The sequence below is a fragment of the Rhizobium sp. Pop5 genome, from assembly GCF_024721175.1.
GTDB lineage: Bacteria > Pseudomonadota > Alphaproteobacteria > Rhizobiales > Rhizobiaceae > Rhizobium.
This window is the reverse complement of record NZ_CP099398.1, coordinates 12,546-38,230: the sequence shown is the minus strand read 5'-3', so window position 1 is coordinate 38,230 and position 25,685 is coordinate 12,546. Positions and strand designations below refer to the sequence as shown.

Here is a 25,685-nt window from a genome sequence, read left to right as displayed (position 1 = left end):
GATTCTATCAAACACAATTTATGACTGTACTTTGCAATAGCTCCGTATTACGTTTCACGACGGAAATAATATCGATACCATACGCAGTCATTTACCATCACGCCAGAGACGCCCCTGTCGATACTGCGACGTGGCGTAGATATACTTATGCCAACTCGGCGGTAAGGTCTTAACCCTTGACCATACCTCTGCCGTTCCTTCGGGGGAGGCATGGCGAATTACACGACTGATGGAGGGCGAAATGATTTCAGGTAAGGGCTGGGAACTGCATGTCGAGCGTCTTGCCGTCCACCAAAGCGGTCAACTCAGGCGCACCTACGGACGATATCAAGCATTCAGAGACGGCTCACCGTTAGACGGGCTCTCCGGCTTCATGTGCGAGAGCATCGGACCCGGCAACAACAAGCAAGCTGGCAACAACAAGCGGGTCGAAGCCGGCACTTATCCGCTTCATACGCAGTTCGGGCGTTACCGGACGATTGGATATTCGGAAGACACACAGCATCCGGGCGCCAACGCGATGCCGGGACTTCTGCTTTATCCGACAGGCAAGCGTGTCGGGATATTGATTCATCCCGGGCATCCTCCGAAACTCTACCTATCCAGCATAGGATGCCTCAATCCCAGCAAGGCGCTGACCGAAACGGAAACCATGGACTTCTGGGACTCGCGAGGCCGCGTCATTGCGCTCATCGAAAGCCTCAAACGCTTCGCTCCATCCGCTTTCGAGCATGAAGTAAGCACCGAAATCAAAGGCGCGAGTGTCGTCATAGACGGTGAGCCGAGCGAGATTGCTCGTTCCGCGTTCGCACTGGCATTTGCGGCAAGCGCTGAAACAGAACCCGCATCGCTGCCAATTTCCAAATCTTCGGCCGTAAAATGTGCGCAGTGGATGATGGACAATTTTGCCCAAAAGCTGCAGGCGGCTGTTCACGGCAAAGCCTATCAAAAGAAGCATCTTTGCGCGATCGTTTGCCAGGAGACGGCCTACAAATGGCTGCTCTGGCTCGGGAAGCTCTCAGTGCAGGACATACTTGCACGCAGCGTATTCGACGCGAGCGGAGATTACCCCGGCACCTCCAGAAGCGCGTTTCCGAAAAACACTGCAGCCTTTCGCGCGAAATATGGCGACCCGTTCACCGATATCCTGATCGAAGAAGCCAACAAGACCCGCCGGCTTCAGAACTACCCTGACGAAAGCTGGGTCTACAAGGGGTACGGCCTCTTCCAATACGACCTGCAAAACATCAAGACCGATGAGGCCTTCTTCCGCGAAAGGCAATGGGCCGACTTCGATCTTTGTCTCGAAAAATGCTGCGAAGAACTCGACGATAAGCTGAAGCATAACGGCAACGACCTTTGGAAAGCGATCCGGGCCTACAACGGGACCGGAGCTGCCGCGCAGCAATATATGCAGAATGTGAAAGCGTTCGCCGACTACTGCGCTCCCGTCACCGGGGATTAGTCGACACTGCTCAATCGACCGAAGCCACCAGCCAAGCGAGTACCTTCCATGGAACAACAGGCACTGACCCCCAAGCAGCACAACGATGACATCGAAAATGACATTGCCGAACGGACGAGAATTCACAAGGCAAACGTTGCGCGGCTGGCAGCAGCACGCGAAGCTGCGATGACGATCGGCGCTGCGGCGACCGCAGCCGGGAGATCGCTGGTCATGCTGGCCGAGGGCGACTCCTGGTTCGACTACCCTCTCACCGGCAATGGACTCCCCTTTCAGGATACTGACATCATTGCCCAGCTTCGCCACTATGGTGCACACCCACCGACGATCTTGAACCTCGCGCATCACGGGGATGCGGCAATCGACGAATTGTCGCTGCCAAAGCAAGAAAGGATGATCACCGCTCTGCGGGATAAAGGGAACTGGGTCGACGGCAAACCCGACGCCATTCTGATTTCCGCAGGGGGAAATGACATAGCCGGCGACCAGTTTTGCATCTTCCTGGATTTCAACGACGGAAAGGTCACGGGGCTGAATGCTGATCGGTTCGGAAAGGCGCTGGGTGCTGTCGAGGCCTGCTATTTGGCATTGTTTGAAATGAGGAACAGGCACGCTCCGGGTGTCCCGATCTACGGACATTCCTATGACTTTCCAATACCGAATGGGAAACATCCATCCTGCGCCGGACCTTGGCTGAAGCCGTCGTTGGATTTCTGCAATTGGGGTCTTGAAGACGGAACCAGGATAGCCAAAGAAGCACTTAGCGCCTTCCGGCAAATGCTGGAACGGCTCGCTGTGGAGCCCAAGAACAACTATCATCTCATCCAGACCCAAGGCACGCTGAAACCGGAAGATTGGGCCAATGAACTCCACCCCGGCGTTCTCGGCTTCGGAAAACTGGCCCAGAAATTCTACAACGTCCTCACGGCTGAAACTGTTGCGACTGCGCCAACGGTTTGATTTGAATAGAGGACTTCGACGGCAGCGTGCTACATCTTTCGAAGTCATGCATGTGATCTTGCGAACATTATCGTCGCGTCCGTCTCGATGTCGCTATCTACGCGGACGCGTCGGCCTCGACCAAGTTCGATCGTTACATCGCTGCGCTTCCGTCGAGAAGAGATGTTGTGGGCGGTCCGGTGCGGGCGAGCCTACCGTGGCGGTCTCGGATACGATCATCGGCAGCAAGTGGCCGTCGCGTCGGCACTCGGGCTCCTCGGTCCGGCCCAACTCCTTGCGCCAGCGGAAGAGCTCACTGACATGTGTACCGGCCGGTGGTCAATCCCGGAGGTCACCGCATCGGGCTCAAGGCAGGCCGTTACCAGCCCCGCCTTCTCCTCGCGAGACCGGGCGCGGCCATCATGATCTCGCGCCTCATCGACGTGATGGTCATCCGGGCCACGCACATCTGGGTCTGCACGGCGCCACCGGAGGAGAAGGGCTGGCTCGCAGCGCTCGCGGATACCCGCATCAGCCGGGCGCTGAAAGCCATTCACGACGAGCCTTCCGTCGCAGAAGCGTCGCAGAACTGGCCGCTGTGGCCGGGATGTCGCGCTCAAATTTCGCCGAACGCTTCTCGACACTGGTCGGGGCAGGCTGCTGCACTACCAGACCCGCTGGCGCCTGCTGTTGGCGAGCGACATGCTCAAGCGCTCCGATGCGCGGGTGAGCGAGGTGCCCCCGCCGCATCGGTTATGATTCCGAGGCCGCCTTCAGCCGTGCCTTGGAATCCCACCTGTCATGGCGCGGGCAAGCTGAGAAAGTCCTCCCTGCCAAAGCTCCCAATTGCCCGCTGTTGGCGCAAGCACGCTGCCTCGCCAGTCCACTGCAGTGTCCGCTTTCGAGCCGCCCCTTCTGTGGGCGCTATGACCGGGATGGAGGCGCAAAGCCGCCCGGCAGCATTTGCAGTCGGTCGGTGGTGTCTCTGGCCGCATTTCTGCTAAAGCTGGGGAATAAATTCACCCGCTATGACAGCGAGGACAACGTGGGACCAGAACACTGGTTGCGTTCTGATGCACAATCGAGCTTGCCATCGCTCAAGGACCTCGCCACCAATTCCATCCGACCTTCTCCCTCACTGCGCGAGCACCAATGAGCGCACGATATCGATCGCGTCTTGGCGCGGCGCGAAAGGATCGTTGTTCAGATCACAGGCTACACCGAACCCAATCTTCATGTTGACACCGCTGGTCTTCCTCTGCTCAAATCGTGGTTTCGTTAGCTCTACCACTCACAAACGAGTAGATGTCGATTCCGACGAAGACAGGCGATACCAGCGCTACAGTCTCGTCAGAGTAAAGCGATCGGCTATGCCGATTCATCCTCGTAGCCGCCTCCACATGGAGTAGGCATTCCAATAGGAATTGAATAATAAATTATATCATTGACCTAATGATCTGCAGGACATTCGCATTACACAAAACTATATCATTTGTCCTTGGCTTGCGGAATGATACACTCCAAATGTGAACGAAGCTCTTTGTTTTCAGCCTCCGGTACTGAGCTTCAGTAGACGATCTCTTTAGGAGAAAGGTCATGCGGCTCGACGCTCGGCACGAACTCTCTGTCGCGTTCACGATATTGGCAATGTCAGCAGCTTCATCCCTAGCAGGACCACGGCTGATCAGCTTTCAAGACAAATTTGACACGAACGTCCCGGTCGGGCTTCCAGCATTCGTTGGGGTCCAACTGTTGAAAGTTCCGGAAGCTCAAGCCTCAGAGGTCGTCTCGTTCAATCACAAAGCTGCACTTGGCACTAAACTATGCCTCGCAATGACCAGCCAGGATGGGCGTTATAACGCCTCGGGCGAAATTGACATGGCAGACGCGTCAGAAGGTGTACAGTCGATCAGCCTCCCGATCGTTGGCGACCGCAAACAGTTTGTTACCAGCCTCCTCGAACGCGAATTCGCGGTCGATCTCTCATATGGCCAGAACTGTTCGGACGACCGAGATAAAGCTGCGCATGTTACGATTTGGTTCGGATCAAACAGGCCCGAACAGGTGACCACCCTTCTGTTTCAAGCGCTTGATGACGATGCTTATCTTGTGACGGACCCAGCACAACCGAGCAAGGTGCTGAAATGCGCCCAGGTGTCACCGCAGACTATCAAGTCCGCCGCAGCATTCGACACTGCCTGCGAGCTAAAGGTTTCCGAACCCGACGCAGCGCAACAGATCGAGATAAACATTATCGATCCATTCGGCTCTCCCGAAAAGAGCATCCAGATAAAGGTTGTCGAATGATCTTTCGTCGAGTTGCATTTCTCTTATTTTTAGTCGCCCTCTCGGCGGCACTGGGGCTTTTCTCGCTTAGCCCGGCCGCTTCGACCGTCGATGTAAATGCGCAGACGGATATCGTGGATTTTCAAACCTCTGCAACGCTTCTCAATCAGCCCAATGTCTTGGCCCTGGACTCGGCCCTGGTTTGTATTGAGGGTAGCTCACCCCCCGACAACCTGACCCGTGGGGCGAAATCGGGCGGTTGTCTGGGACAGCTTGAACCGTCTTTTGAAGGAAGTTTTTCCGGCGTTGCAGAGCTCAGTGGCTCGGTAAGAATCGTGATGCGTCGCGTACGTCAGACTGAGCTTGAGATTTCTTTGATCGGGACTCCGAATCTAAAGTCGATCGTACTTCGGTCCTCTGAGGGCAAATCGATTGCAGTGGACCATGCAGTCATCGTTCTCACGAAATCCTATTTTGACACCGGCAACATTTTTTCATTCGCTACAACGGCGTCTCGCCTGATGATTGGCGGAGATGGCAGAACATTCGGAAGCCATCGCGGGCTGTTCTTACTGGGCGGAATAGCGACCCCTTTGTCTAACACTATCTTCGGTGCCCATGTTGTCCGAGGATCCCCAGTTCCGCTAAGCGCTGGTGACATGATCAACTGGATGGACACAAAAGGTTACGCAAGTGTTTTTGCGCGGGCCGGGTCGGACGGCGCGATAGAGGTCAGCGCGCACTTTCCGACCAAGGAGACTGTCGTGCGATCGTTCGCTGGGACTGGCATTCCGTTATCTGTTTCGTGGCTAGACCGCGTGAAAACGGATCCGGTTTTGCTCCTACTCCTCGCCCTCCTGGGTTTCGCGATGTCTGTTCCAGACTGGATGGGGAGGATTTCTAAATTGGTGAAGTATATGAGTTCGCGGAAAGGGCAACGTAGGTCCAATTTGCGGTACCTCTGTTTCTTCGCCAGCATATTGGCTGTTTTCGTTCTGTTTTTCCCCGCTCTATCCCACAGCCAGTCGGTATACGTGAAAGGTCTAGACGACGGTCAAGGATACATATTCAATTCCAACGGGCGATGTTATGTAATCACGGCGCTTCACGTCGTGGAATCGAAAGACCATCAACGCATATCCGCCACCATACGTATCGAATTTGGGGAAACCAAAATTGATGCACCGGTCAATCCCCCATCGAACTTGCCGCCGCAATGGATAAAACCTTGGCGCTATCAAGACATTGACATAGCGCTCGTTGATATTGGAGACGAAACCAGCAGTCCTTGTAAAATTGTCTCGCCCCGTATACTCAATGACATTCCAAAGGAAGATGAGCTCATATTTGCTCGTGAGTCTGGCGCATACGACTATATACCCGTTAAGGTAACTGATTCAAACAACGCCCGACTTGTGATCCGGGATTTCGGAAAGTGCCTTTTCAAGCAAGGGAGAAGTGGCTCGCTGGTGGTTTTGCAGGGCAGCAAGATCCTAGGTTTTCTCACTGATACAAGCGATTGTACTGGTCTAGTCGTACCGATTGACGCGATCAACGACGCTCTGCAGACCCAAGCGCGGATCCAAATGCCAATACACTCTCGCTCAGACGAGCTTGTACGGGCCGCGTATCTAGCTGACGAATCTCAATTTATTCGGCTCCTGGATACAATCGGAGATCCAAACACCATTGACGGTTCCGGACATTCTCCGTTGCTCGCTGTGGCGGCTGCTAATGAACCTGGCTCGTTTGTCGCGAACAAACCCAATTGTATTTCCCGAACGAATTCTCGCGTACGAATTGCGGACGAAATACTCAAGCGCGGCGGCCGTGTCGACGGAAGCGGCGGTAACTCTTGGACGCCCCTCATTAACGCCGTGTGGGATGAAGACTCACATTGCGGCAATCGAGCAATGATTGAATTCCTGCTGCGCAACAACGCTAATCCAAATCAAATCTATAGAGACGGTGACCGCTTCCATACGGTTCTGCATTCAGCCGTAGAGGAGGGCTCTGTTGATGCTGTTCGGCTATTGCTTGCGTTCGGTGCAGACTCAAACGTTGCTGACAACTGGGGCAAGACGCCGATAATGGCTATAATTACCAACGATCCGACTTGGCCATCATCGGCCGGCAGTTGCGATACAGGGGAGAATATCCCAGTTCAGAAATTCAAGTTGTTGGTCGCTTCATCGAATTTGGACTTGCCGTTACCGGATCGAGAATACGGTCCAACAGCGAGGAAAGCTCTCCAGACAAGAGCCTCCACCGGAGGCACTCCGGGAATTCAGCGATGTTTTCAACAAATGCTAAGTACAGTGGCACACTGACTCCGCTGGGACGCATAGACCGCACGGCTGAGATTATATGGCGCGCCTTGATCGGAATCGAACCGGAAACACAGCGGTTTGGTCGGCAAACTATTGATATGTATGGAAATGCTCGGGCTTCCGCTTCCAGTCCGCCGCGTGCCATCGCACGAAGTGGCTCGACGAAATCAAGTTCGGTGGAAGTTGCACGTAGTTTGAAAACGCAAGCAGGATCAGCTCGACTGCGAGAACGAATACGAAGGCGCAGCACGGCAGCTTGCGGACCCTGAGAGTTGATCGACGAAGATCCTGATCTGTCCGGACTTCCATCACCGACATCGGAATTGCGCTGCTTCCTTCCGCGCGCCGTTGTCGCGATATCTCATCGGTGTACCTCTGGCCCAGCACACCATATCATATGAGCGACCACAAAATAGCTTGCAAATCCAAGGCAAAGACGCTGTAACGACGGCAATGTTTTTTCAGAATGTGATTGAGCTCAATGGGTAGAATTCGCCCTCCAAAGCGGCTCGTTGTGGAGCGCTCTCGCGACAATCCCAAGCGCCGACTTTGCTCATCGATACCGGGGGATGCGGAGCGCGATGATCTGTGCAACGCTGTTAGATATAGCCCCTACTCCAAGCACAAGTACAATCCGATTGCTTATGGATTGAAGCCTTATGTTGGTCCTGATGTCGAGCGCACCTATTGCGACGAACATGCAAAGTTCGCTCAGGCGGATATTTCGAGGATTCCGCAGCTGCTGAGGCGAGGACTCCATCTTGGCCTGCAGTCGGAGCGAGCCGCGGGAGATGTTCCAGCGATGCTCTGGACAATCGATGACACTGGTTGGATTTACGAACTGCGCATAACAAATGCGGGCCAGGCGGAATATCATGGATACCCGATCCTGCAGAATGATGCTTTCGCTCGACAAATTCTCGCTCGTTCGCGAACGGTTGCTTTCGCGCAAGGAGGATTTACAATAACAGACGATGAGAATTTTAGGGCCGCTATCGAGGCCGCAGAGGCTTTTTATCGATGACCGACAGTCGTTTCTTCGAACTATCCGCCAACTGGTCTGCAGCCGGTAGCGAAGTTGCAGAGATTTCGCTTCGGTTGGGCGACCGGGTATTGTCCCGTATCGCTGATACGGAAAAAAAAGCCATTCGGGACTATTTCAGAGCTTCTGCCACCGGACTGGCCTTGTGGTTCGTTGATAATTGGTGGCGCCTGCGGTGGGAGACTATCAACGGCTCTCATTCCGTGTCAGCGGACTGGCGCCTGCGACACGAGTTGAACTCTGCGATGGGCGGCGCACTATGGCCGCCGGTTATGATCTACAGTTCGGCGGATCGGATCGTTTTTGCACCAAGCCTCGGGAAGCGCTCGGCAGGCGGCCCACAACAATATGTCGACATCAATGGTGTCGGGATGGTCATGGCTGACGAATATGAGAAGGAGCTCGACGCCTTTCTCCAGGTCGTCATCGAGCACTGTGCGAGCTCAGTAGATGGCAAAGCGCTTGAGGCACTTTTCGGTCAGGTCTTAGCAGAACGGAGAGACCCAGAACTGGCGGGGTGGAGAAGGCTTGAAGCCTGTCTCGGATATGATGCCGACGAAGCGCCGGACGATGTCGTCACCGCACTGATCGATTTCGAGGGGTTGGCCGGTGAAGAGGGCGTGGAAGAGGCAGCTCGCGCCAGGCCTGGTGCAGAATCAGCAACAATACTTGGGCAGGCGATCGAAGCAACGCGGCTGTCGGATGCGAAGGTCGACCTCAGTCTCGCAACCAAGATCGAGAAGGATCCAGAACTTCCCGCTACGGCGGCCCCGTGGCGATTTGCGGAAAGCGCGGCGGCAAACTTGCGCGCGATGATCGGCGCGCGACCTGGGCAACTGCGGAGCGGTAGTCTTGCTGATATCCTTGGAGCGCGTTGGGCCGACTTGAAGAAAGCGACGGCGACTGCACGTCAACTTCCCTATGGCGTGCGGATGTCTGACGATTCTGACCGGACCCGTCTGTCGCTTCAGACTTTGCGTCCGAAGGACCGTCGTTACGAGCTAGCGAGAATCTTTGGCGATGCCGTCTGGAAATCTGGGGCTGAGTTCGGCGTTGTCAGCCGTTCGAACACAGATAGACAAAAATTCCAGCGGGCCTTTGCGCGAAGCCTTTTATGCCCGTTCGATGACCTGCGACATGAGCTCGACGTCAACAATCCCACGCCAGAAAGCATCGAAGCTGCCGCAGAGACGTTTTTCGTTCACGAGTCGGTAGTAAGGAACCAGCTCGTTTACAAAGGGTTTTTGCCCTTTGAAAACGCGACCGAGGAAGCTGAGGCAGCGTAAATAAGCGGTATGATCGCCTTGCATGGGCGAAACTTCCTGGTCGTGTCCCTACAGATGGTGTAGCTCGGCGGTAGCGAAGCCGCTCGCGAGCGCGCCCTCAACAGCGCGGTAGTGAGCGGGCGGCGAAGCGGTGGTCATCGATGTTCTTCAGTAGGGTTGGGTTGCTGACACCAACCTGATTCGAAGGAACCACCGATGACCGACGACATGATGAACCTGCGTGCGCTCGTGGAGAAGTCCCCCGACGCCGATCTTTTGCGCGAGATGATCGGCTTTGCCGCCGAGCGGCTGATGGAGCTGGAGGTGGGCGCTGCCACCGGTGCCGGCTATGGCGAGAAGAACCCGCTGCGGACGGCCCAGCGCAACGGCTACCGCGAGCGGGATTGGGAGACGCGCGCCGGAACCGTCGAGCTGCGCATTCCAAAGCTCAGGAAGGGCTCTTACTTTCCGGGCTTCCTGGAGCCGCGGCGCATGGCCGAGAAGGCGCTGACGGCGGTCATTCAAGAGGCCTATGTGCAGGGAATCTCGACCCGCTCGGTCGACGATCTGGTCAAGGCCATGGGTATGAGCGGCATCTCCAAGAGCCAGGTCAGCCGGCTGTGCGAGGAGATCGACGGAAAGGTCAAGGCCTTCCTCGAGCGGCCGATCGAGGGCGACTGGCCATATCTGTGGATCGATGCCACCTACCTAAAGGTCCGCCGGGGCGGCCGCATCGTCTCCGTTGCCGTGATCATCGCCGTTGGTGTCAACAACGACGGTCGCCGCGAGGTGCTGGGCATGGAGGTCGGCACCTCCGAAGCCGAGCCGATCTGGACCGAGTTCCTACGCAAGCTGACTCGCCGTGGCCTCAGAGGCGTCAAGCTGGTCGTCTCCGACGCCCACGAGGGCCTCAAGGCCGCCGTCACCAAGGTGCTAAACGCAACCTGGCAGCGCTGCCGGGTCCACTTCATGCGCAACGTTCTCGCCCACGCCGGCAAGAGCGGTCGGCGTGTCGTCTCCGCCTTTATCGCCACCGCCTTCGCCCAGGAGACGCCGGAAGCCGCAAGCACCCAATGGCGCGCCGTCGCCGACCAAATCCGCCCGAAGGTCCCGAAGCTCGCCGCCATCATGGATGATGCCGAAGAAGACGTTCTCGCCTACATGACCTTCCCGAAGGAGCACCGCGCCAAGCTGCACAGCACCAACCCGATCGAGCGCCTCAATGGCGAAATCAAGCGCAGGACCGAGGTCGTCGGCATCTTCCCCAATGACGACGCCATCGTCCGCCTCGTCGGCGCGATCCTGCTCGAGCAAAACGACGAATGGGCTGTCCAACGCGCCAGATACATGACGCTGGAAACCATCAGCCAGATGAGCGATGATCCGCTCATCAGCCTGCCAGCCGTGGCGCGCTGATCGTCCCGGCCCATGCCGGAGAACGCGGCGACCAAAGCCGCCACCTACACCACTCCCTGGGACATGATCAACTTCCTATTTTGGAAGCGTCAGGGGCCGACCTTTCCTAGGCAAGAAGCAGAACTTGCAACCTCAATCATGCTTTAGGTCAAGGGGCGCGATGCCCTGGCCCGAAAGCCGTCCCGATGAGTTTTTTGCAGTTGCAAGGATTGAAACCGACGACCGCGTTATTCCGAATTCCCTCTGAAATAGAATTGCTCGGCAAGCCCAGTGGTTGGCCTGCTCGCGGTGGCTGATTTGGGCCGGGAGCGAACTGGCGGCTTTTCGCAAGCCGGCCAGAAAGTATGGAGGATGGGTGGATGTGTTTCAGCGATGACGGGCGCGGCGCCAGCCGCCGAAGAAGATTCCGACAGCTAGGCCTTCCCTATGTGCCGATTGGGCGGTGCCTTCCGGACTGGAACTGAGGCCGGAAACTGCTCCGTTAGTATAAACGAAAATTCAACCAAGATTGTAGAAGATGAAAAAGTATCTGTCGCGTTCATCGGGGACATTGCGTGAACAAACTCTACTTCGGGGACAATCTCGATTGGCTGGAGAAGATGGCGGCAAACTCCGTCGATCTGGTTTACTTAGATCCGCCATTCAACTCCAAAGCGTCGTACAACATCCTTTATAAATCACCTGTCGGGGCTGATGCGCAGCGGATGGCGTTCGAAGACACTTGGCGCTGGGAAGACGGGGCGGAAGCTGCGATGGAATCGGTGCGCCGATCCGATGTCTCAATCTTCCGAATGTTGCAAGCTCTCCAAGGTTTTCTGGGTCAGAGCGATCTTATGGCTTACCTCGCCATGATGACTGTTCGCCTGATACATTTGAAGCGTGTCTTGAACCCAACAGGCAGCATATTCCTTCACTGCGATCCCACGGCCAGCCACTATCTGAAAACCGTCATGGACTCGATATTTGGCGCCTCGAACTTTCGGAACGAAATTATCTGGCTCAGGTCTCGAAATCCGAAGGGATCACAACACGCAAGCAAGAAGTTCAGCCCGAGCACTGATACTATTCTCTATTATGCGAAGTCAGACGCGGCGCCCTTTTATGAAGACGCGATACGTGTACCTCTGTCCCAGGCCGAACTCCTGGAAAAATATGATAGGTCGGACGAACTTGGCCCCTATGCAGACGGCCCAATTCTTCGATCGGCGAGCATGGGTGTTCGCCCAAATCTCGTCTACGAATATAAGGGCTTCACACCGCCACCATACGGATGGCGCGTAGAGTTGGAGAAACTCCGTGAGATTGACGCGGAGGGCAATCTGTCGTGGAGCAGATCAGGCGCGCCGCGCCGTAAACTCCGGCCGACTGATGATCGGGGAAACCCTATCGGCAGCTTTTGGGGCGACATACCTCCTCTCAACTCGCAGGCTGAGGAGCGCATCGGTTACCCCACACAGAAACCCCTCGCTCTGCTAGAGCGTGTCATCTTATCTTCAACGGCGCCAGGCGACGTTGTGCTGGATCCCTTCTGTGGCTGCGGGACGGCACTGCATGCTGCGGAGCGGCTGGGAAGAGCATGGGTTGGAATTGATATTACCTATCTGGCGATCCAGGTAATTCAGGATAGAATGAAGACCTGGCTTCCTCTCGCCACCTATTCAATTGAGGGAATTCCAAAGGACGAATACGGAGCGCGTCAGCTTGCGGCCACTGAGCCGTATACATTTCAGGAATGGGCAGTCGGACGAATTGGTGGTCAGGCTAAGGGTCGTGGACCTGACAAGGGCATTGATGGTGAAATCGCCTTTGTGACCGGCCCGGGTAAATATGGTCACGCGATAGTTTCTGTAAAAGGCGGAAAACACATCGGCCCAGACGCGGTTCGGGTATTGAAAAGCGTTGTCCAACGGGAAGCCGCCGACATGGGAGTCCTTATCTGCCTAAACGACCCTACTCAAGACATGCGTACCGAAGCAGCAACAGGCGGGAGAATATCACTCCCGGGCGGAGAACGAGCGCGAATTCAAATCATAACCGTGAAGGATCTGATCGCGGGACCAAACCTTGGCATTCTGACCGAGCTGAATACGGTAAGAGCCGCTCAGGAGGCGCGCGTATTGCAGCGAAAGCGCCCCCCGGCAAAACCTACGCCAGCGGAAATACGGGAATCCCCATCTCTTCGCCTTCCAATTTCAGGTGGAAAATCAACCAAGTCCCAAGCCTCATTGTCGCTTGACGAACCACTCCTAACACCGCCGCAGGAGCATGCTCCAAATCGCCCCAAACGCCGCGGCGCCTAGTGTGTTCTCGCCCATGCTACGAGTAAGCAACCCACGAGAATAAAGTACGCAGCGTCTCGCAACTTCCTCTAGGACGTACTGGCGCGAGTCTGCCATGAAGTCGCACTCAGAGACGCCGGCTGTATCGTCAGCGAGATAGGTCGGCGCATCAAAAAGCCTCATGATCGGTGGCGTGACGCATACAGACCTCCGGGAATTGCCGGTTGTGGCGCGACTGTGAACTCTAGGGAAGTTGGTCGCCGCTTTGTCTGCTTCCGGGCGAAGGGTAAAATCACCTCCATGGCCGAGATGCGGCGCGCGCCGTTCACTAGATACCGCTGAGCATCCTCGCGATCCTCACAGCGTATCGATCAGTCATACCCGAAGTCGGCAAGAGCGTGCAAAGCACGCTCGGCATCGGTAACGTCCCGCAAGTCCAAGTCGAGCGCCCTAGCGAGCTGCCGTGTGTGGTCGGAAAGCCCATCCTGATCCCACTTGACCTTAAAAAGATCGTCGAAGACAGGAAGTACACCTGACATCACATTGCCTATCACACGCCGCCCAGACACTTCCAATTCTGTCTTTCTTCGGGCGGTGAAGACCTGGTCCCGAGACAGGGTCTTCATTTTTGCGAAGACAGAGGCCATTGGCCCTGTATCAGCTAGAGAATTAGAGAACGTTCCGGCCATAATGGCATTGTAGTTGGTCTTGAAGGCCTCGACGCAACTCTCGACTGCGGCCCCAATGCTCAGTGCCCGCAATAATGCGATATGTTCGGCAGGGCTGAGTCTACTCACATCGCGGTTCGGGTTGTTCGCTGCCTCGTGCAACAGCCCTCTGACCGTATCAAATGGTAGCTCACCTGTCGTGAAGGCGTCCTCAAGATCGACGATGTTGTAGCAGATATCGTCTGCGGCTTCGACGATGAACACCAGCGGATGCCGACGCCACCAATTCCCAATGCGGTCCACTTCCTCAGGAAGCCCCAACGAATTGGCCGCTTCCTTGAACAGCTCTATTTCGGAACTGAAGATGCCGAACTTCTTGAGGCCGACATATTCCACATTTCCGTTGCCGACAATGCTTTCGCGGACGGCAGAAGTGGTCGGATATTTCGTGAACGCCCCCAAAGTTGCCTTGGACAAGCGCATGCCACCATCATTGCGGTACATCTCAAGCCGCGAAATAATTCGAAATCCCTGTGCGTTGCCTTCAAACCTCACGAATTCTGAGCGGTGTTGATCCTCGACCTCCGCCATGATCCCTTTGGCATCATCGAACTTCTCCGCGAACCAGTCGCCCATCGCCGCTTCGCCTGAATGGCCGAAGGGGGGATTGCCGATATCGTGGGCGACGCAAGCTGCCTGAACAATATTTGCCAAACTGTTGGACTCGCCGCTGGCGATCCTATGTGTTTCCTCAAGCCAATTCCCAATTCGCATGGCCAGCGATCGCCCGACGCTACTGACCTCGACAGAGTGGATTAGGCGGTGGTGGACGTGATCATGCTCGTACAGAGGTTGGACCTGGGTCTTGTTGGCCAGTCGCCGGAATGGCGCAGAGAATACAATGCGGTCATGATCCTGAATGAAGATCGACCGGTTCGGCCTGGGCTCATAGTGCTTGTCGCCAAGCCGTTCACTACAGAGCAGTTTCTCCCAATCCATTCTTACGCCCCAATTCTATCGATTTCCGATACCGATCAATAGCCTCTGCAGCAATGCCCGCCAAGCTTATATCCAAATTCATACTGCAGACGGGCGCCCTCCACATGCCGCTTCCGTTTCACACTTCGTCAGCAGATGGACCGAGTGCGATGTGCAAATTCCTTTTTTCTCGTATCGTCTCACGGCAGCGCGTCGAATGTGCGCTGGTGCCCCTTCACCATCTCGCGCAGTCGTGCGGGCTGGAGCACTTCTACCGAGTTTCCCCAAGAGTAGAGATGCCAACACATCTCAAGGAGGCCGGACGCCTTGAAGCGCACAAGCAGCGAACCGTCAGGCTCCTCCTCGACGGTCTGGGTCGGATGGAATACGAAGCGGCGCGCATGGGGCGCGGCGTCCGGCGAGAACCGCCATACGACGTCGCCGTGCTCGGCGGCGCTTTCGTACGACCCAAAGCCCTTCTCTGCGTGCTTGCGGATGTTGAAACCGGGATCGAGATCGAAGCTCTCGTCGAGTACCTCGGCCGAGTAGATTTCCTCGACGCGGTAATGCTGCAACGGTGCTTCGGGCTTCTTTGTCGTGTCCCTCGCGACCAAGTAGCGACGCACACCAAGAAGCAGGCCGTGCGGCGCAATCACCCGTTCGGTCGGCTTATCCTGTTTGCGCTTGCGGTAAGATATCCGCAACAGGAACGGCCCCTTGAGCGCTTCAGAGATCGCCGCGTCGACCTCACTGCTGACAGCGGGGCGCGGCCCCGGTCGCGCCGCGTGTCCTAAGGCTTCGAGCAGCGCTTCCTCATCGACTGCGAGCCTCGTCCCGGCCTCAGGTGGAATAAGCGCCCGTATTTTTCGCTCGAGTTCGCGAACCATACCTGCTTCAGGCTTCATTCCAGCCGTGTCAAGTTCCGCAATTGCCGCGCTTAACGCCGCGAGCTCTTCAGCCGAGGGGGTCAAGAGTGGTGCGATCGCCCGTGCTGGGATTCGCCAACGGCGTTTGCGATCGTCGCCATCATCAGACTGCGTCTGGGGAAATGCAGTCTCCAATGCGACCGTCATGCGCTGCGCTGATCGATGCACGCAACCGAACTCTTCGATGATTTCCTCAAGTGACACGCCCCCTCGGCGGGTCGCCATCATCGCTAGCTTGAGAAGGTCCTGAGCCTTCGCGAAAGACATAGAATCACCATGACAGCTTTTGTCGCCCTTTTCAGCTATAGCGGAAGAAAGGAGATTGCGCATGCGATTGATTGGGGACTTGTTACGACTGAGTGCGTCGGATCTCATGCGGTTCAAAGGCTGCCGCCATGCGACGGCTTTGGATTTACGTTTGATCGAAGTTGGCGACCTTAAGCCCGATGAAGACGGCCCTGAAGCCGAGCTACTCCAGAAGCAGGGCGATGATCACGAACTTGCGTTCCTGGATAGGTTGAAGGCGGATGGCCATAGTGTCATCGAGATTCCGAAGGACAAAATTTCACTGGAAGAGTCGGTACGCCTGACGCTCGAGGCGATGAGGACTGGCCCCGACATCATTTACCAGGGCGCGTTGCTCGATGGCGCATGGGGCGGTTACAGCGACTTCCTTGAACGCGTCGAAAGACCCTCCGACCTCGGCGCGTGGTCGTACGAGGTTGTCGACACCAAGCTGAAGCGGAAGCCTGATCCGAAGCATGTCCTCCAACTCTGTTTGTACAGTGATCTCATCGAAAAAGTACAGGGCGTGGCGCCAGAGGCCGCCCACCTCCAGTTGGGCGACGGTAGCCGCTTCACTGTCCGGCTTTCGGAAGTATCGGCCTATGCACGCCACGCTCGGCGGATGCTGGAGGTGTTTCTCATGGAGCGTCCCGAGACCCGGTCCGAACCCGTGTCGGCGTGCACCCTCTGTCGTTGGAGTAGCCATTGTGCCGAGCAGTGGGAGGCCGACGACAGTCTGGCGCTGGTTGCAGGCATCAGCAGGTCTCAGCGTCAGAGGCTCGAGGCAGTCGGCATTACCACGATGGCCGCTCTTGCTGTATCCAAAGATCGCGTGCCGAAAATGGCGGCCGAAACTCAACGCAAGTTGGTATCTCAGGCTCAGCTGCAGTCGGCGCGCCGAGCTGGTGGGCCGCCGGCCTTCGAGCTCCGAAATACGGAGCCTGGAAAAGGGTTCGGCCTGCTGCCGGCCCCTGATGACGGAGACGTATTCTACGATATCGAGGGCGATCCGTACTTCCCGGGCGGGCTTGAGTACCTACATGGCGTCTGGTACCGCGAAAAGAATGAGTGGGCGTTTCGGGCATTTTGGGCTCATACCCGCGAGGACGAAGGCCGCTCCGTGGCCGACCTGCTGACTTTCCTCGTCGAGCATATGCGGCGGCACCCAAACGCCCACGTATATCACTATGCCAACTACGAGATTGCTGCACTACGGCGGCTGACCGCGCAGCATCGCACCTGCGAGGCCGCGGTTGATCAACTCCAGCGCGAGCGTCGCTTTGTCGATCTATTCAAGGTCGTTTCCGGCGGCATGATCGCATCGGAGAAGGGCTACTCTATCAAAGATCTCGAGGCCTTCTACATGAAGAAGCGTGCGGGTGACGTCGCGACCGCCGGGAGCAGTGTCGTCTTCTACGAGGAGTGGCGCCACACCGGCGAGCAGCGCCTGCTCGACGAAATCCACGACTACAATCGTACAGACTGCATCTCGACACAATTGCTTCGCGATTGGCTTGTCCGCGATGTCCGCCCGACGGGAATGGCTTGGCCAGTCCTTGGCGAGGTGCCCGAAGGCGGATCACTCTCAAATATCGAGGCAGAGGATGAGGAGATCAGAGTCCTACGCGCCAAACTGCAGCCAGTGCGAGAGCGTCTCGGCGACCAAGTGGCCGATTTGCTGCTTGACCTCAGCCAATTCCACAAGCGCGAGGACAAGCCGGCTTATTGGGCGATCTTCGACCGCCTCGCGCAGGAAAGCGAGGAACTACTCGACGACCTCGAATGTATCCAGGGCCTGGAGGCCGTAAGCGAGCCTGTGCAGGTCACGAAGCAGTCCTTCGAACGGACATATCGGTTCCCACAACAGGAGACGAAGCTGCGTGCTGGCAAGAGTCCGTGCTTGAAGCCGGCAGCAATGCCAGAAGACGTTAACCTGCGGTCGATCGACCACGATACGAACACGCTGGTATTGCGTCGCTCAACGGCGAAAGGCCCTCTACCCGATCGCCTTGACCTCTTGCCGCCGAGGCCTCTGCGCAATAACGTCCTGAAGGACGCGATCGCGGCAGTAACCGAGGAAATCATTGCCAATACTGGGCGCGTCCCTGCCATCGAGGACATACTCACCCGCTCCCGGCCCCGGTTCGTGGACGGTTTGCGGTCCCCTGGTGTGATTTCAGGGGACGACCTGTCCGTCGAAACAAGCCGTGCAATCGCTGCAATGGCCGATTCTACGCTGGCAATCCAGGGACCGCCGGGGAGCGGCAAAACGTATGTTAGTGCGCTCTCGATCGTGGACCTTGTCCGGGCAGGCAAGCGTGTCGCCGTGTCCTCGAACAGCCATAAGGCGATTAGCAATTTGCTGAAGGCGGTGGCAGACCGAGCACGGGTGGAGGGCATGAACTGCCGACTCGTTCAGAAGACGTCTGACGACGGCGACGAAGAGGCCTATCCTGGCATTGTTTTTGTGAGCGATAATGACGCGCCTGAGATCGCATCCGCACATGTTGTCGGCGCAACTGCATGGCATTTCGCCCGATACAGCGACGCAGCATTTGACTATTTGGTAGTCGACGAGGCTGGCCAAGTCTCCCTTGCCAACATCCTCGCCATGGCAAGGTCCAGCCGCAACATCGTGCTAGTCGGCGATCCCATGCAACTGCCCCAACCTCTGCAGGGCACCCATCCCGGCGACAGTGGACGTTCGTGCCTCGAATATCTGATCGATGGGCACCGAGTAGTACCACCTGACCGCGGCATTTTCATTCCCGTCAGCCGCCGAATGCACCCGCAGGTCTGCGGTTTCATTTCGACGGCCGTCTACGAGGGGCGGCTCCGCAGCGACGACGCGGCGCGCAGTCAGACGCTTGTCTCGCGCGCTGGTATCGATCTCCTGGGTGCCAGCATGCGCGCCGTCACACATGCCGGTCGGTCTCAGGTGAGCCCCGAGGAAATCCAAGCGATTGTGGCCCGGATAGCGGAGGTCGAGGGCGCGACTTATCGTGATCGCGAAGGCCGCGAGCGTATCATCGGAAACGGCGACATCCTTGTCGTTGCTCCTTACAATGCGCAGGTGAACGCCCTCCGTGCTGCACTTCCGGGCGCGGTGCGGGTCGGCACTGTCGACCGGTTCCAAGGTCAGGAGGCGCCAATCTGTCTCGTATCTATGACGACATCGAGCGGCGAGGAACTACCGCGCGACATCTCTTTTCTATTCTCGCTGAACCGAATCAACGTCGCTGTCTCGCGCGCTCAGGCCGCAGCGATGGTGTTCGCCAGCCCGCTGCTGCTTGAAACATCCTGCCGAACGATCGAAGAAATGTCGTTGGTGAATGCACTTTGCATTCTGCGCGAATACGGGGGTGACAGTTTCTGACACCTACCCAGTGCGATACTGCCTAAATCGGAATATGGAGATTCGCACGGATGGTTAACGAACAGCCCAACAAGACGGTCACTATCGTCGTCGAGGGTACCGAACACGATTGGCCCAAGGGCGACATCAGCTATGCGGAGGTGGTGACGCTTGAGGTTCCGGATTACGCCCAGCACCCTGAGGTCACCTACTCGGTACGCTATAAGCGCGGCCAGGGCAATAAGCCCGAAGGTACGCTCGCGCCGGGCGCCTCGGTCAAAGTCAAAGAAGGGATGATCTTCAGTGTTTCGGAAACTGGTCAGTCGTAACCCCGACCTCGCTCGGCTCGTCGAGCGCGGCTATGCGGTCGCGTTCGACAGCAATTGCCTCGTCGTGCGTGACATCCCCTATCTCGATCGCCAGGGCGCACTGCAGAGCGGCGCGATCGTTGCGAAGCTCGTATTCATAGACCAGGAGCACGTTCAGCAGGACGATCATCAAATCTACTTCGCAGGGGGCCATCCCCATCAGCTTGATGGCTCGCCGATCCTCAACCTTGGCGGCGGTGAAACGAGGATTCAATTGAGTAATGCGTGCGCCGATGTTGTCGTTCAGCGCTCGTTCTCCAACAAACCGATACCCCAAGGTAGTTTCCTTGATTTTTATGCCAAGATTGAAAGCTACGTATCAATTATCTCGGGACCCGCGATCGAGCGGCATCCCGCAGCGACACCCTTCACCTACCGAGTGGTCGAGACCTTTGAACCCGACCCAATATTCAAGCTTCAGGACACGCTCACATCACGCGCACAGATCGGCGACTTGAACACCGAGTTTGCCGGCGAGACGGTGGCCATCATTGGGCTTGGCGGCACCGGCGCCTATCTACTCGATCTTCTAGTCAAGACGCCAGTGCCGAGTATCCGCGCGTTCGTTGGCGACACCTACCATGTCCATACGGCGTTTCGCTCCCCGGGTCGCTTCGCCACTGAGGAACTGCGGACGGCGAAAGCCACCGTCTACGGCGCTCGCTACGACAATTTCCGGCACGGGCTGACAGTAGAAGCCACCTACATCGACCCAGACACTGCCGATCGCCTCGACGGCGTCACCTTCGCCTTCATCTGTGTTGATAAAGGCTCGTCGCGCGCAGGAATCTTCGACGCGCTCATCTCGCGCAACATCCCCTTCATCGACGTTGGCATGGGTCTCAATCGCAAGCATGGCACGATTGGTGGCATGGTTCGCGCCACCTATTATCCCCTCGATGAGGGCGCAACGATGCGCGACCGGAAACTCGCCGACTTGTCCGATGCGGCTGACGACATCTATCGTTCAAACATCCAGATCGGCGAACTGAACGCGCTCAATGCCTGCCTCGCGGTGATCCGCTACAAGCAAGTGCGGGGCTTCTATCGAGACACCGAGGGGTATCGACACGTGCTCTTCGGAATCGACGACCTTAGTCTCACCGGGGATACTTATGATAAGGATTAAGCTAGAACGCGTGCGCACCATGCCGGCTCAGCTTGAGCCGGGCGTTCTTTATGTGTCGGAGGAGTTCGAGACTGCCGCGCACTTGTGCGCATGCGGCTGCGGCTCAAAGGTCCGGACACCTCTGGGGCCGACCGAATGGTGTTTCACGGATCACCCCCAAGGACCATCGCTTCGACCGTCGATCGGCAATTGGCAGCGTCCTTGCAAGTCGCATTATTGGATTGATCGGGGCAAGATCGAATGGTCCACTGAGTGGACTCCCGAGGAAATCGCCGCCGGCCGCGCCGCCGAGGAACGTCGGCGGGAACACTATTACGCTGAACTCTATCCTGACCGCTGGTGGGCACGCGTTTGGCGTTGGCTCAAGTCTATGATGAGCAGCTAACATAGGATCGCGTCGAACGTTTGGAGGAACATTTATGCACAAGGCACAGCATTGCGCGCGCCACTTCTTGAGGCTTGCCCAAAATACGTGCCTTCTTCCCAAAGATGTCGGCTACTGATTCTCATAGCCGCCGGATTAATTAAGGATCAGGCAGGACCATGCTCGTGGATCAGGAATACATTCAATGGAGCCTGTGGGGCGCCGCCGCCTTCAGCTCTTTCGTATCGCTCCTTGTTGTCATCGTAGTCACAAGCCGCCTTTCAAGGTTGGCCGGAAAGCTTGACGCCGATCCCGCAGCGGCAAAACTGAGCGCCCTGGAAATGGCCCAGGAGCGCATTGAGCGCAATGTACGCGACGATCTTCGGGCTGCTCGCGAGGAAGGCACGGCATCCGGTAAGGATTTGCGTGAGGAGGTCACAAAGAGCATTGCGGCACTCGCCGAAACCTTGCGGACGCAGTCCGCCGAGGCGGCGAAACACCAGAAGGAAAACCTGGACCAGGTTTCCCAGACGCTTCGCCAGATGGCGAGCGACAGCGCAGCCCAGTTCTCCAAAAACCAGGAAGCTCTCCTCACCACGTTCCGCGAACTTCGTGATCAGGTCATCCAGAATCTCGATGCAATGAAAGCCGATGCCGGCGAGCGGACAAAGGCGCTGACGGAAACGGTGACAACTAGCCTGGACCGCTTTGCCAAGAACTCGATCGAACAGAACCAGCAGATGTTTGATATCCAGCGCGCCCAACACGAGGATTTTGGCAAGCGCCTGGAAGCGTTGAGCGAGAAGAACACGCAGACGGGCGAAGCACTAAAGCTCAGTGTGGAAAACCAGCTCGGCGTGTTGCGCAGGGAGAATGGTGAGAAACTCGAACAGATGCGCGTCACCGTCGACGAGAAGCTGCAGGGTACGCTCGACAAGCGGCTCGGAGACTCCTTCAAGATCGTCAGCGAACGCCTCGAAGCAGTTCATCAGGGCCTCGGTGAAATGCAGAACTTGGCGACGGGCGTCGGCGATTTGAAACGCGTGCTTACGAACGTCAAGTCGCGCGGGTCGTGGGGCGAGGTCCAGCTTGGAGCTCTGCTGGAACAAATATTGACGCCTGCACAATATGTGGCGAATGCCACCATGTCCGAATTCGGCAACGAACGCGTCGAATACGCAATCCGGCTTCCCGGCGCGGGCGAGACAGAGGAGTGCCTGCTGCCGATCGACGCGAAATTTCCGATTGAGGATTATGAACGGCTGCAGGCGGCCTCCGAAATCGGGGACATTGCCGCAGTCGAGGAAGCCTCGAAGGCTTTGGAGACACGCATCAAAAACTCGGCCAAGGACATCTCAAGTAAGTACATTCGTCCACCGAAGACGACGGATTTTGCGATTCTGTTCCTGCCCACGGAAGGCCTTTATGCCGAAATCATCCGCCGTCCGGGACTATGCGACGACCTCCAGCGATCCTATCGCGTTACAGTGGCCGGACCGACAACCCTCACTGCCATCCTTAGCAGTCTGCAGATGGGCTTCCGCACACTTGCAATCCAAGAACGTTCCAGCGAAGTGTGGCAGGTTCTTTCCGCGGTCAAGGAGGAGTTTGGTAAATTCGGCCCAGTGCTGGAGAAGGTTAAAAAGAAGTTACAGGAAGCGTCCAACCAGATCGACAATGTCGAGGTGCGAGGCCGCGCCATCAACCGTAAGCTACGCAACGTTGAAATCCTGCCTGCAAACGATGCCCAGGTCTTGATCGAGACGCTGGAAGAGGACCTTGGTTTCGACGATGGTGATGCCGAGGCTGACGGAAAACTGTCGGCCTGAATTTCGACGCTTGTCAACGCGCATCCGGCTGCGCTGCTTGAGGAGGGCCGACCGGGGATACATGGTTTTTTAAAGGACAGCTTTTATTTCCGCTCGCCCTCGGCATTGGGGCCGAAAGCTATGGAATGCGAGCATGCCAAAACAAGACGTTTCCTCACGCCATTTTCAACGAAAAATCTCAGACTTCTGCGAGCTGCGCATTGCGCCGATCGCATCGAAACGGGTCCTGGAAAATATCCGGCCCTACCTCATCAGCCTGATCGTCTACCGCAAGTCACCACCTTTGCTAAACGGCCGCCTCGACTGGACGGCGATCGGTGAAGCCTGCGGGATCGAAGACGAGTTGACGCCGGAGCTGAAAAACCACCTGCGCCCCGGCCTCGACGCCATCCTCCGCTGGCTCCGCATGCCGCCCGCGGCGGAAGAGGTTCGGCCACCAAACCCGAAAACCAGATCGCCCAAACCCGTTCGTCGCGCGCCAGCACCAACGGCATCCACGACCCGCAAGCCCCACACTCCGCCCCAATCCGCCTCTGCGCCGCGAGTTCCGCAGCCGAAACCGATCCACGAATTTCCCGAACCACTGTTCGAGGCGGCGGAGGATCCGAGAGCTTTCAGGACGCCCTCATCTACCAGATGCGCCGCTTCGGTGACAGTTACTGGCAACTCTATCGCGCGATCATTCGTCTCGGCGAGAATTTCGACCACAAGACCCTGTTGTCATGGATCCAAGGCGAACGCGCGCCGAGGTCCATTGCCAGCTTCGAAATCCTCGCCCGCATCGAGCGACGCTACCGACTGGCGGAGGGATATTTCAAGGCCAAGCTCCCGCATCAGGCTCGCTCGCTCAATGATCACGACCTCGGCGATATCAGCCCTGCCGAGCGGCGACGACTGGCGTGGCATCTACCGGATGACTTTGGCAGCCTGCCGTTCTCCAAGCGCGAGGAGATCATCGACTGGGTGCGGCGTGTCATCATCTCCGGCTCCGCCGATTATCGCCGCTACCAGGCGGCGGCCAGCAAGCAACGCTATGCCATCCGGTTTCCCGGCATCACCTATGGCGGAGGATCCCTGTCTCCCCGGCCTCCGGTGCTATCCAGCTGCGCCAGTCACAGTGCGGACGAATCCTTCGAGGATCCGGATCTTCGTTCCGGCGTGGTCGATGCGCCGCCGCGGCTGGCGATGGAGACGGCCGACCTGATCCGCTTCAAGACCGCGACGCTGACGGCGATCGGCTTCCAGCGCAATGGAGTGTGGGGCGAGGAAACTGCATCGCAAAAGATCGAGCATCTCGGGCTGATGTTCGGGGCGCTGGCCGCCTCACCCGCCGGCGTCGTCAAGGGCTGCGGCGTCCCGCTCAGCCAATTGACCTTCGGCTTATTGATTTTCCCAGGCGTCTGGGACTGGTATCTGCAATGGCGCGAGCAGCGGCGCGGCTTCTACACCAAGTGGGAAGAAGACATGCTGATGGTCGCACAGGCCCTCACCCGTGCCGAGGTCGGCTGGATCCGGCAGCATCCGGAGCTTCTGAAAAATGTCCGGCCGATCGAAGGCCTGATCGCCCCGGAGGAAATCGAATTTGCTTCGCGCGACTGGCATGGCGCCTGCGATGCGTTTCATCGGCATGCTGCCAATCGCTCCAAGGAGGTTCAACGGGTCATGCGGGTGCATCGCGATCCGTTCGAGCCGATCATGGTGATCCTCGAAGCGGACAGCCCTTTGGCAGAGTATCGTAAAATCACCGACGAGATCCTGAAGCGGATGCCGGACGAGCGTCTCTATCCGCGGCCAGCGGCTGAAGCGATCCGCTCCTTCCTGATGCTTCGGCTTGGGTTGCATCTGGGATTGCGGCAGAAAAACCTTCGCCAGCTGCGCGTGTGCCCGCGCGGTCATTTTCCGACGGCGGAGCGCCGGCTAGAAGACATGAAGTGTGGGGAGCTGCGCTGGAGCGACCGCGAGCGTGGCTGGGAAGTGCTTATCCCGTCCGTCGCGTTCAAGAATTCCGGCTCGTCCTTCTTTGGGCAAAAACCGTTCCGGCTGATCCTTCCCGATCTGCTCGATCTTTCCAAATACCTGGATGCCTATATCGACCGGCATCGCGGTGTGCTGCTCGCCGGTGCGAAGGATCCCGGCACGCTCTTCGTGAAGACGGTCAAGACCACCAGCATCGACGCAGCATACGACTCGACGACCTTCTATGAGGCCTGGAGAACCGTCATTCAAAGATATGGGATCTACAACCCTTATACCGGTCGCGGCGCTATTAAAGGCCTTTTGCCGCATGGCCCACACAATGTCCGTGATATTCTGGCGACCCACATCCTCAAGCAGACCGGATCCTACGAGCAGGCGAGCTACGCGATTCAGGATACCCCGGATGTGGTGCAGCAGCACTACGGCCGTTTCCTGCCACAGGACAAGGCGGCGCTCGCTGCAAAAATCCTGAACCAGGTCTGGGAAGCGGCCTAGGCGGGAACGGGCGATTGGCGGAATTTCGCCCACGAACCCGTCCGCTCATTGGTTCGGCCGAGCTTGCCGCCGAGGCGCGGGCAGGTTCGGCCTCCCTCACTTGCCTATGGGCTCATTTCGCCGCGTGCGCCACCAATAACTCCACCGAAGCCACAGATCTTCATACCTCATTAACTATCGGAATTAACGCTGTTCTTTTCCAAAACGGAAGCGAATACAGCATACACTTCCGTCATTCATTACCGAATGAGTGCTGACGTCTCACTTCCGATAAGTAATGCTTATCGGA

General features: G+C 57.2%; 15 protein-coding genes and 1 pseudogene. 14 read left to right on the top strand and 2 right to left on the bottom strand.

What is annotated here, in order from left to right:
- The first annotated feature begins 241 nt into the window (after nucleotides 1-241).
- The 8 genes from NE852_RS00140 (at nucleotide 242) to NE852_RS32555 (ending at nucleotide 13,043) form a co-directional block, all read left to right on the top strand.
- The gene (locus NE852_RS00140) at nucleotides 242-1,465 is read left to right on the top strand and encodes a peptidase S8/S53 subtilisin kexin sedolisin (RefSeq protein WP_128623651.1); all 1,224 of its coding nucleotides are present in this window, start codon (nucleotides 242-244) and stop codon (nucleotides 1,463-1,465) included.
- 48 nt (nucleotides 1,466-1,513) lie between these two features.
- Entirely contained in the window at nucleotides 1,514-2,425 is a 912-nt protein-coding gene (locus NE852_RS00135; protein WP_008534114.1) for an SGNH/GDSL hydrolase family protein, read from the top strand.
- A gap of 1,575 nt (nucleotides 2,426-4,000) precedes the next feature.
- Nucleotides 4,001-4,711 carry a hypothetical protein gene (locus tag NE852_RS00130; RefSeq protein ID WP_008534111.1) on the top strand — a complete coding sequence of 237 codons (711 nt, stop codon included), beginning with the start codon at nucleotides 4,001-4,003 and terminating at the stop codon, nucleotides 4,709-4,711.
- On the top strand, nucleotides 4,708-7,020 hold the full coding sequence (locus NE852_RS00125) for an ankyrin repeat domain-containing protein (RefSeq protein WP_008534108.1): 2,313 nt from the start codon (nucleotides 4,708-4,710) through the stop codon (nucleotides 7,018-7,020). Before NE852_RS00130 ends, NE852_RS00125 begins: the two co-directional genes overlap by 4 nt.
- A 481-nt stretch (nucleotides 7,021-7,501) precedes the next feature.
- Nucleotides 7,502-8,044, top strand: coding sequence for a hypothetical protein (locus tag NE852_RS00120; RefSeq protein ID WP_258155630.1), 543 nt, complete (start codon nucleotides 7,502-7,504; stop codon nucleotides 8,042-8,044).
- Entirely contained in the window at nucleotides 8,041-9,348 is a 1,308-nt protein-coding gene (locus NE852_RS00115) for a hypothetical protein (protein ID WP_008534098.1), read from the top strand. Before NE852_RS00120 ends, NE852_RS00115 begins: the two co-directional genes overlap by 4 nt.
- A gap of 195 nt (nucleotides 9,349-9,543) precedes the next feature.
- Complete coding sequence (locus NE852_RS00110) at nucleotides 9,544-10,743, top strand: IS256 family transposase (RefSeq protein ID WP_008536727.1); 1,200 nt, start codon at nucleotides 9,544-9,546, stop codon at nucleotides 10,741-10,743.
- A 554-nt stretch (nucleotides 10,744-11,297) separates the two neighbouring features.
- Nucleotides 11,298-13,043: a DNA methyltransferase gene (locus tag NE852_RS32555; protein ID WP_008534093.1), complete on the top strand. Its 1,746-nt coding sequence runs from the start codon at nucleotides 11,298-11,300 to the stop codon at nucleotides 13,041-13,043.
- Between the two features lie 350 nt (nucleotides 13,044-13,393).
- Here the strand turns inward: NE852_RS32555 and dgt are convergent, their stop codons facing one another.
- Complete coding sequence (dgt, locus tag NE852_RS00095) at nucleotides 13,394-14,689, bottom strand: dGTP triphosphohydrolase (RefSeq protein WP_258155629.1); 1,296 nt, start codon at nucleotides 14,687-14,689, stop codon at nucleotides 13,394-13,396.
- A gap of 179 nt (nucleotides 14,690-14,868) precedes the next feature.
- Complete coding sequence (locus NE852_RS00090) at nucleotides 14,869-15,861, bottom strand: YafY family protein (RefSeq protein ID WP_008534080.1); 993 nt, start codon at nucleotides 15,859-15,861, stop codon at nucleotides 14,869-14,871.
- Between the two features lie 61 nt (nucleotides 15,862-15,922).
- On the opposite strand from NE852_RS00090, the gene NE852_RS00085 reads away from it, so the two are divergent.
- The 6 genes and pseudogenes from NE852_RS00085 (at nucleotide 15,923) to NE852_RS00060 (ending at nucleotide 25,396) form a co-directional block, all read left to right on the top strand.
- On the top strand, nucleotides 15,923-19,255 hold the full coding sequence (locus NE852_RS00085; RefSeq protein ID WP_258155628.1) for a TM0106 family RecB-like putative nuclease: 3,333 nt from the start codon (nucleotides 15,923-15,925) through the stop codon (nucleotides 19,253-19,255).
- A gap of 50 nt (nucleotides 19,256-19,305) precedes the next feature.
- Nucleotides 19,306-19,563, top strand: coding sequence for a multiubiquitin domain-containing protein (locus NE852_RS00080; RefSeq protein ID WP_008534066.1), 258 nt, complete (start codon nucleotides 19,306-19,308; stop codon nucleotides 19,561-19,563).
- Entirely contained in the window at nucleotides 19,538-20,731 is a 1,194-nt protein-coding gene (locus tag NE852_RS00075; RefSeq protein WP_008534064.1) for a ThiF family adenylyltransferase, read from the top strand. Before NE852_RS00080 ends, NE852_RS00075 begins: the two co-directional genes overlap by 26 nt.
- Nucleotides 20,718-21,116 carry a DUF6527 family protein gene (locus NE852_RS00070; protein WP_308821656.1) on the top strand — a complete coding sequence of 133 codons (399 nt, stop codon included), beginning with the start codon at nucleotides 20,718-20,720 and terminating at the stop codon, nucleotides 21,114-21,116. The genes NE852_RS00075 and NE852_RS00070 overlap by 14 nt, the downstream gene beginning before the upstream one ends.
- Before the next feature lie 158 nt (nucleotides 21,117-21,274).
- The gene (gene rmuC / locus NE852_RS00065; protein ID WP_258155627.1) at nucleotides 21,275-22,924 is read left to right on the top strand and encodes a DNA recombination protein RmuC; all 1,650 of its coding nucleotides are present in this window, start codon (nucleotides 21,275-21,277) and stop codon (nucleotides 22,922-22,924) included.
- Between the two features lie 133 nt (nucleotides 22,925-23,057).
- Nucleotides 23,058-25,396 (top strand): annotated as a pseudogene (locus tag NE852_RS00060) (hypothetical protein).
- Nucleotides 25,397-25,685: the final 289 nt, after the last annotated feature.

Bases quoted from the DNA above. Each gene is read 5' to 3' on its own strand.
- NE852_RS00140 (WP_128623651.1), top strand. From the start codon at position 242: ATGATTTCAGGTAAGGGCTGGGAACTGCATGTCGAGCGTCTTGCCGTC.
- NE852_RS00135 (WP_008534114.1), top strand. From the start codon at position 1,514: ATGGAACAACAGGCACTGACCCCCAAGCAGCACAACGATGACATCGAA.
- NE852_RS00130 (WP_008534111.1), top strand. From the start codon at position 4,001: ATGCGGCTCGACGCTCGGCACGAACTCTCTGTCGCGTTCACGATATTG.
- NE852_RS00125 (WP_008534108.1), top strand. From the start codon at position 4,708: ATGATCTTTCGTCGAGTTGCATTTCTCTTATTTTTAGTCGCCCTCTCG.
- NE852_RS00120 (WP_258155630.1), top strand. From the start codon at position 7,502: ATGGGTAGAATTCGCCCTCCAAAGCGGCTCGTTGTGGAGCGCTCTCGC.
- NE852_RS00115 (WP_008534098.1), top strand. From the start codon at position 8,041: ATGACCGACAGTCGTTTCTTCGAACTATCCGCCAACTGGTCTGCAGCC.
- NE852_RS00110 (WP_008536727.1), top strand. From the start codon at position 9,544: ATGACCGACGACATGATGAACCTGCGTGCGCTCGTGGAGAAGTCCCCC.
- dgt (WP_258155629.1), bottom strand. From the start codon at position 14,689: ATGGATTGGGAGAAACTGCTCTGTAGTGAACGGCTTGGCGACAAGCAC.
- NE852_RS00090 (WP_008534080.1), bottom strand. From the start codon at position 15,861: ATGTCTTTCGCGAAGGCTCAGGACCTTCTCAAGCTAGCGATGATGGCG.
- NE852_RS00085 (WP_258155628.1), top strand. From the start codon at position 15,923: ATGCGATTGATTGGGGACTTGTTACGACTGAGTGCGTCGGATCTCATG.
- NE852_RS00080 (WP_008534066.1), top strand. From the start codon at position 19,306: ATGGTTAACGAACAGCCCAACAAGACGGTCACTATCGTCGTCGAGGGT.
- NE852_RS00070 (WP_308821656.1), top strand. From the start codon at position 20,718: ATGATAAGGATTAAGCTAGAACGCGTGCGCACCATGCCGGCTCAGCTT.
- rmuC (WP_258155627.1), top strand. From the start codon at position 21,275: ATGCTCGTGGATCAGGAATACATTCAATGGAGCCTGTGGGGCGCCGCC.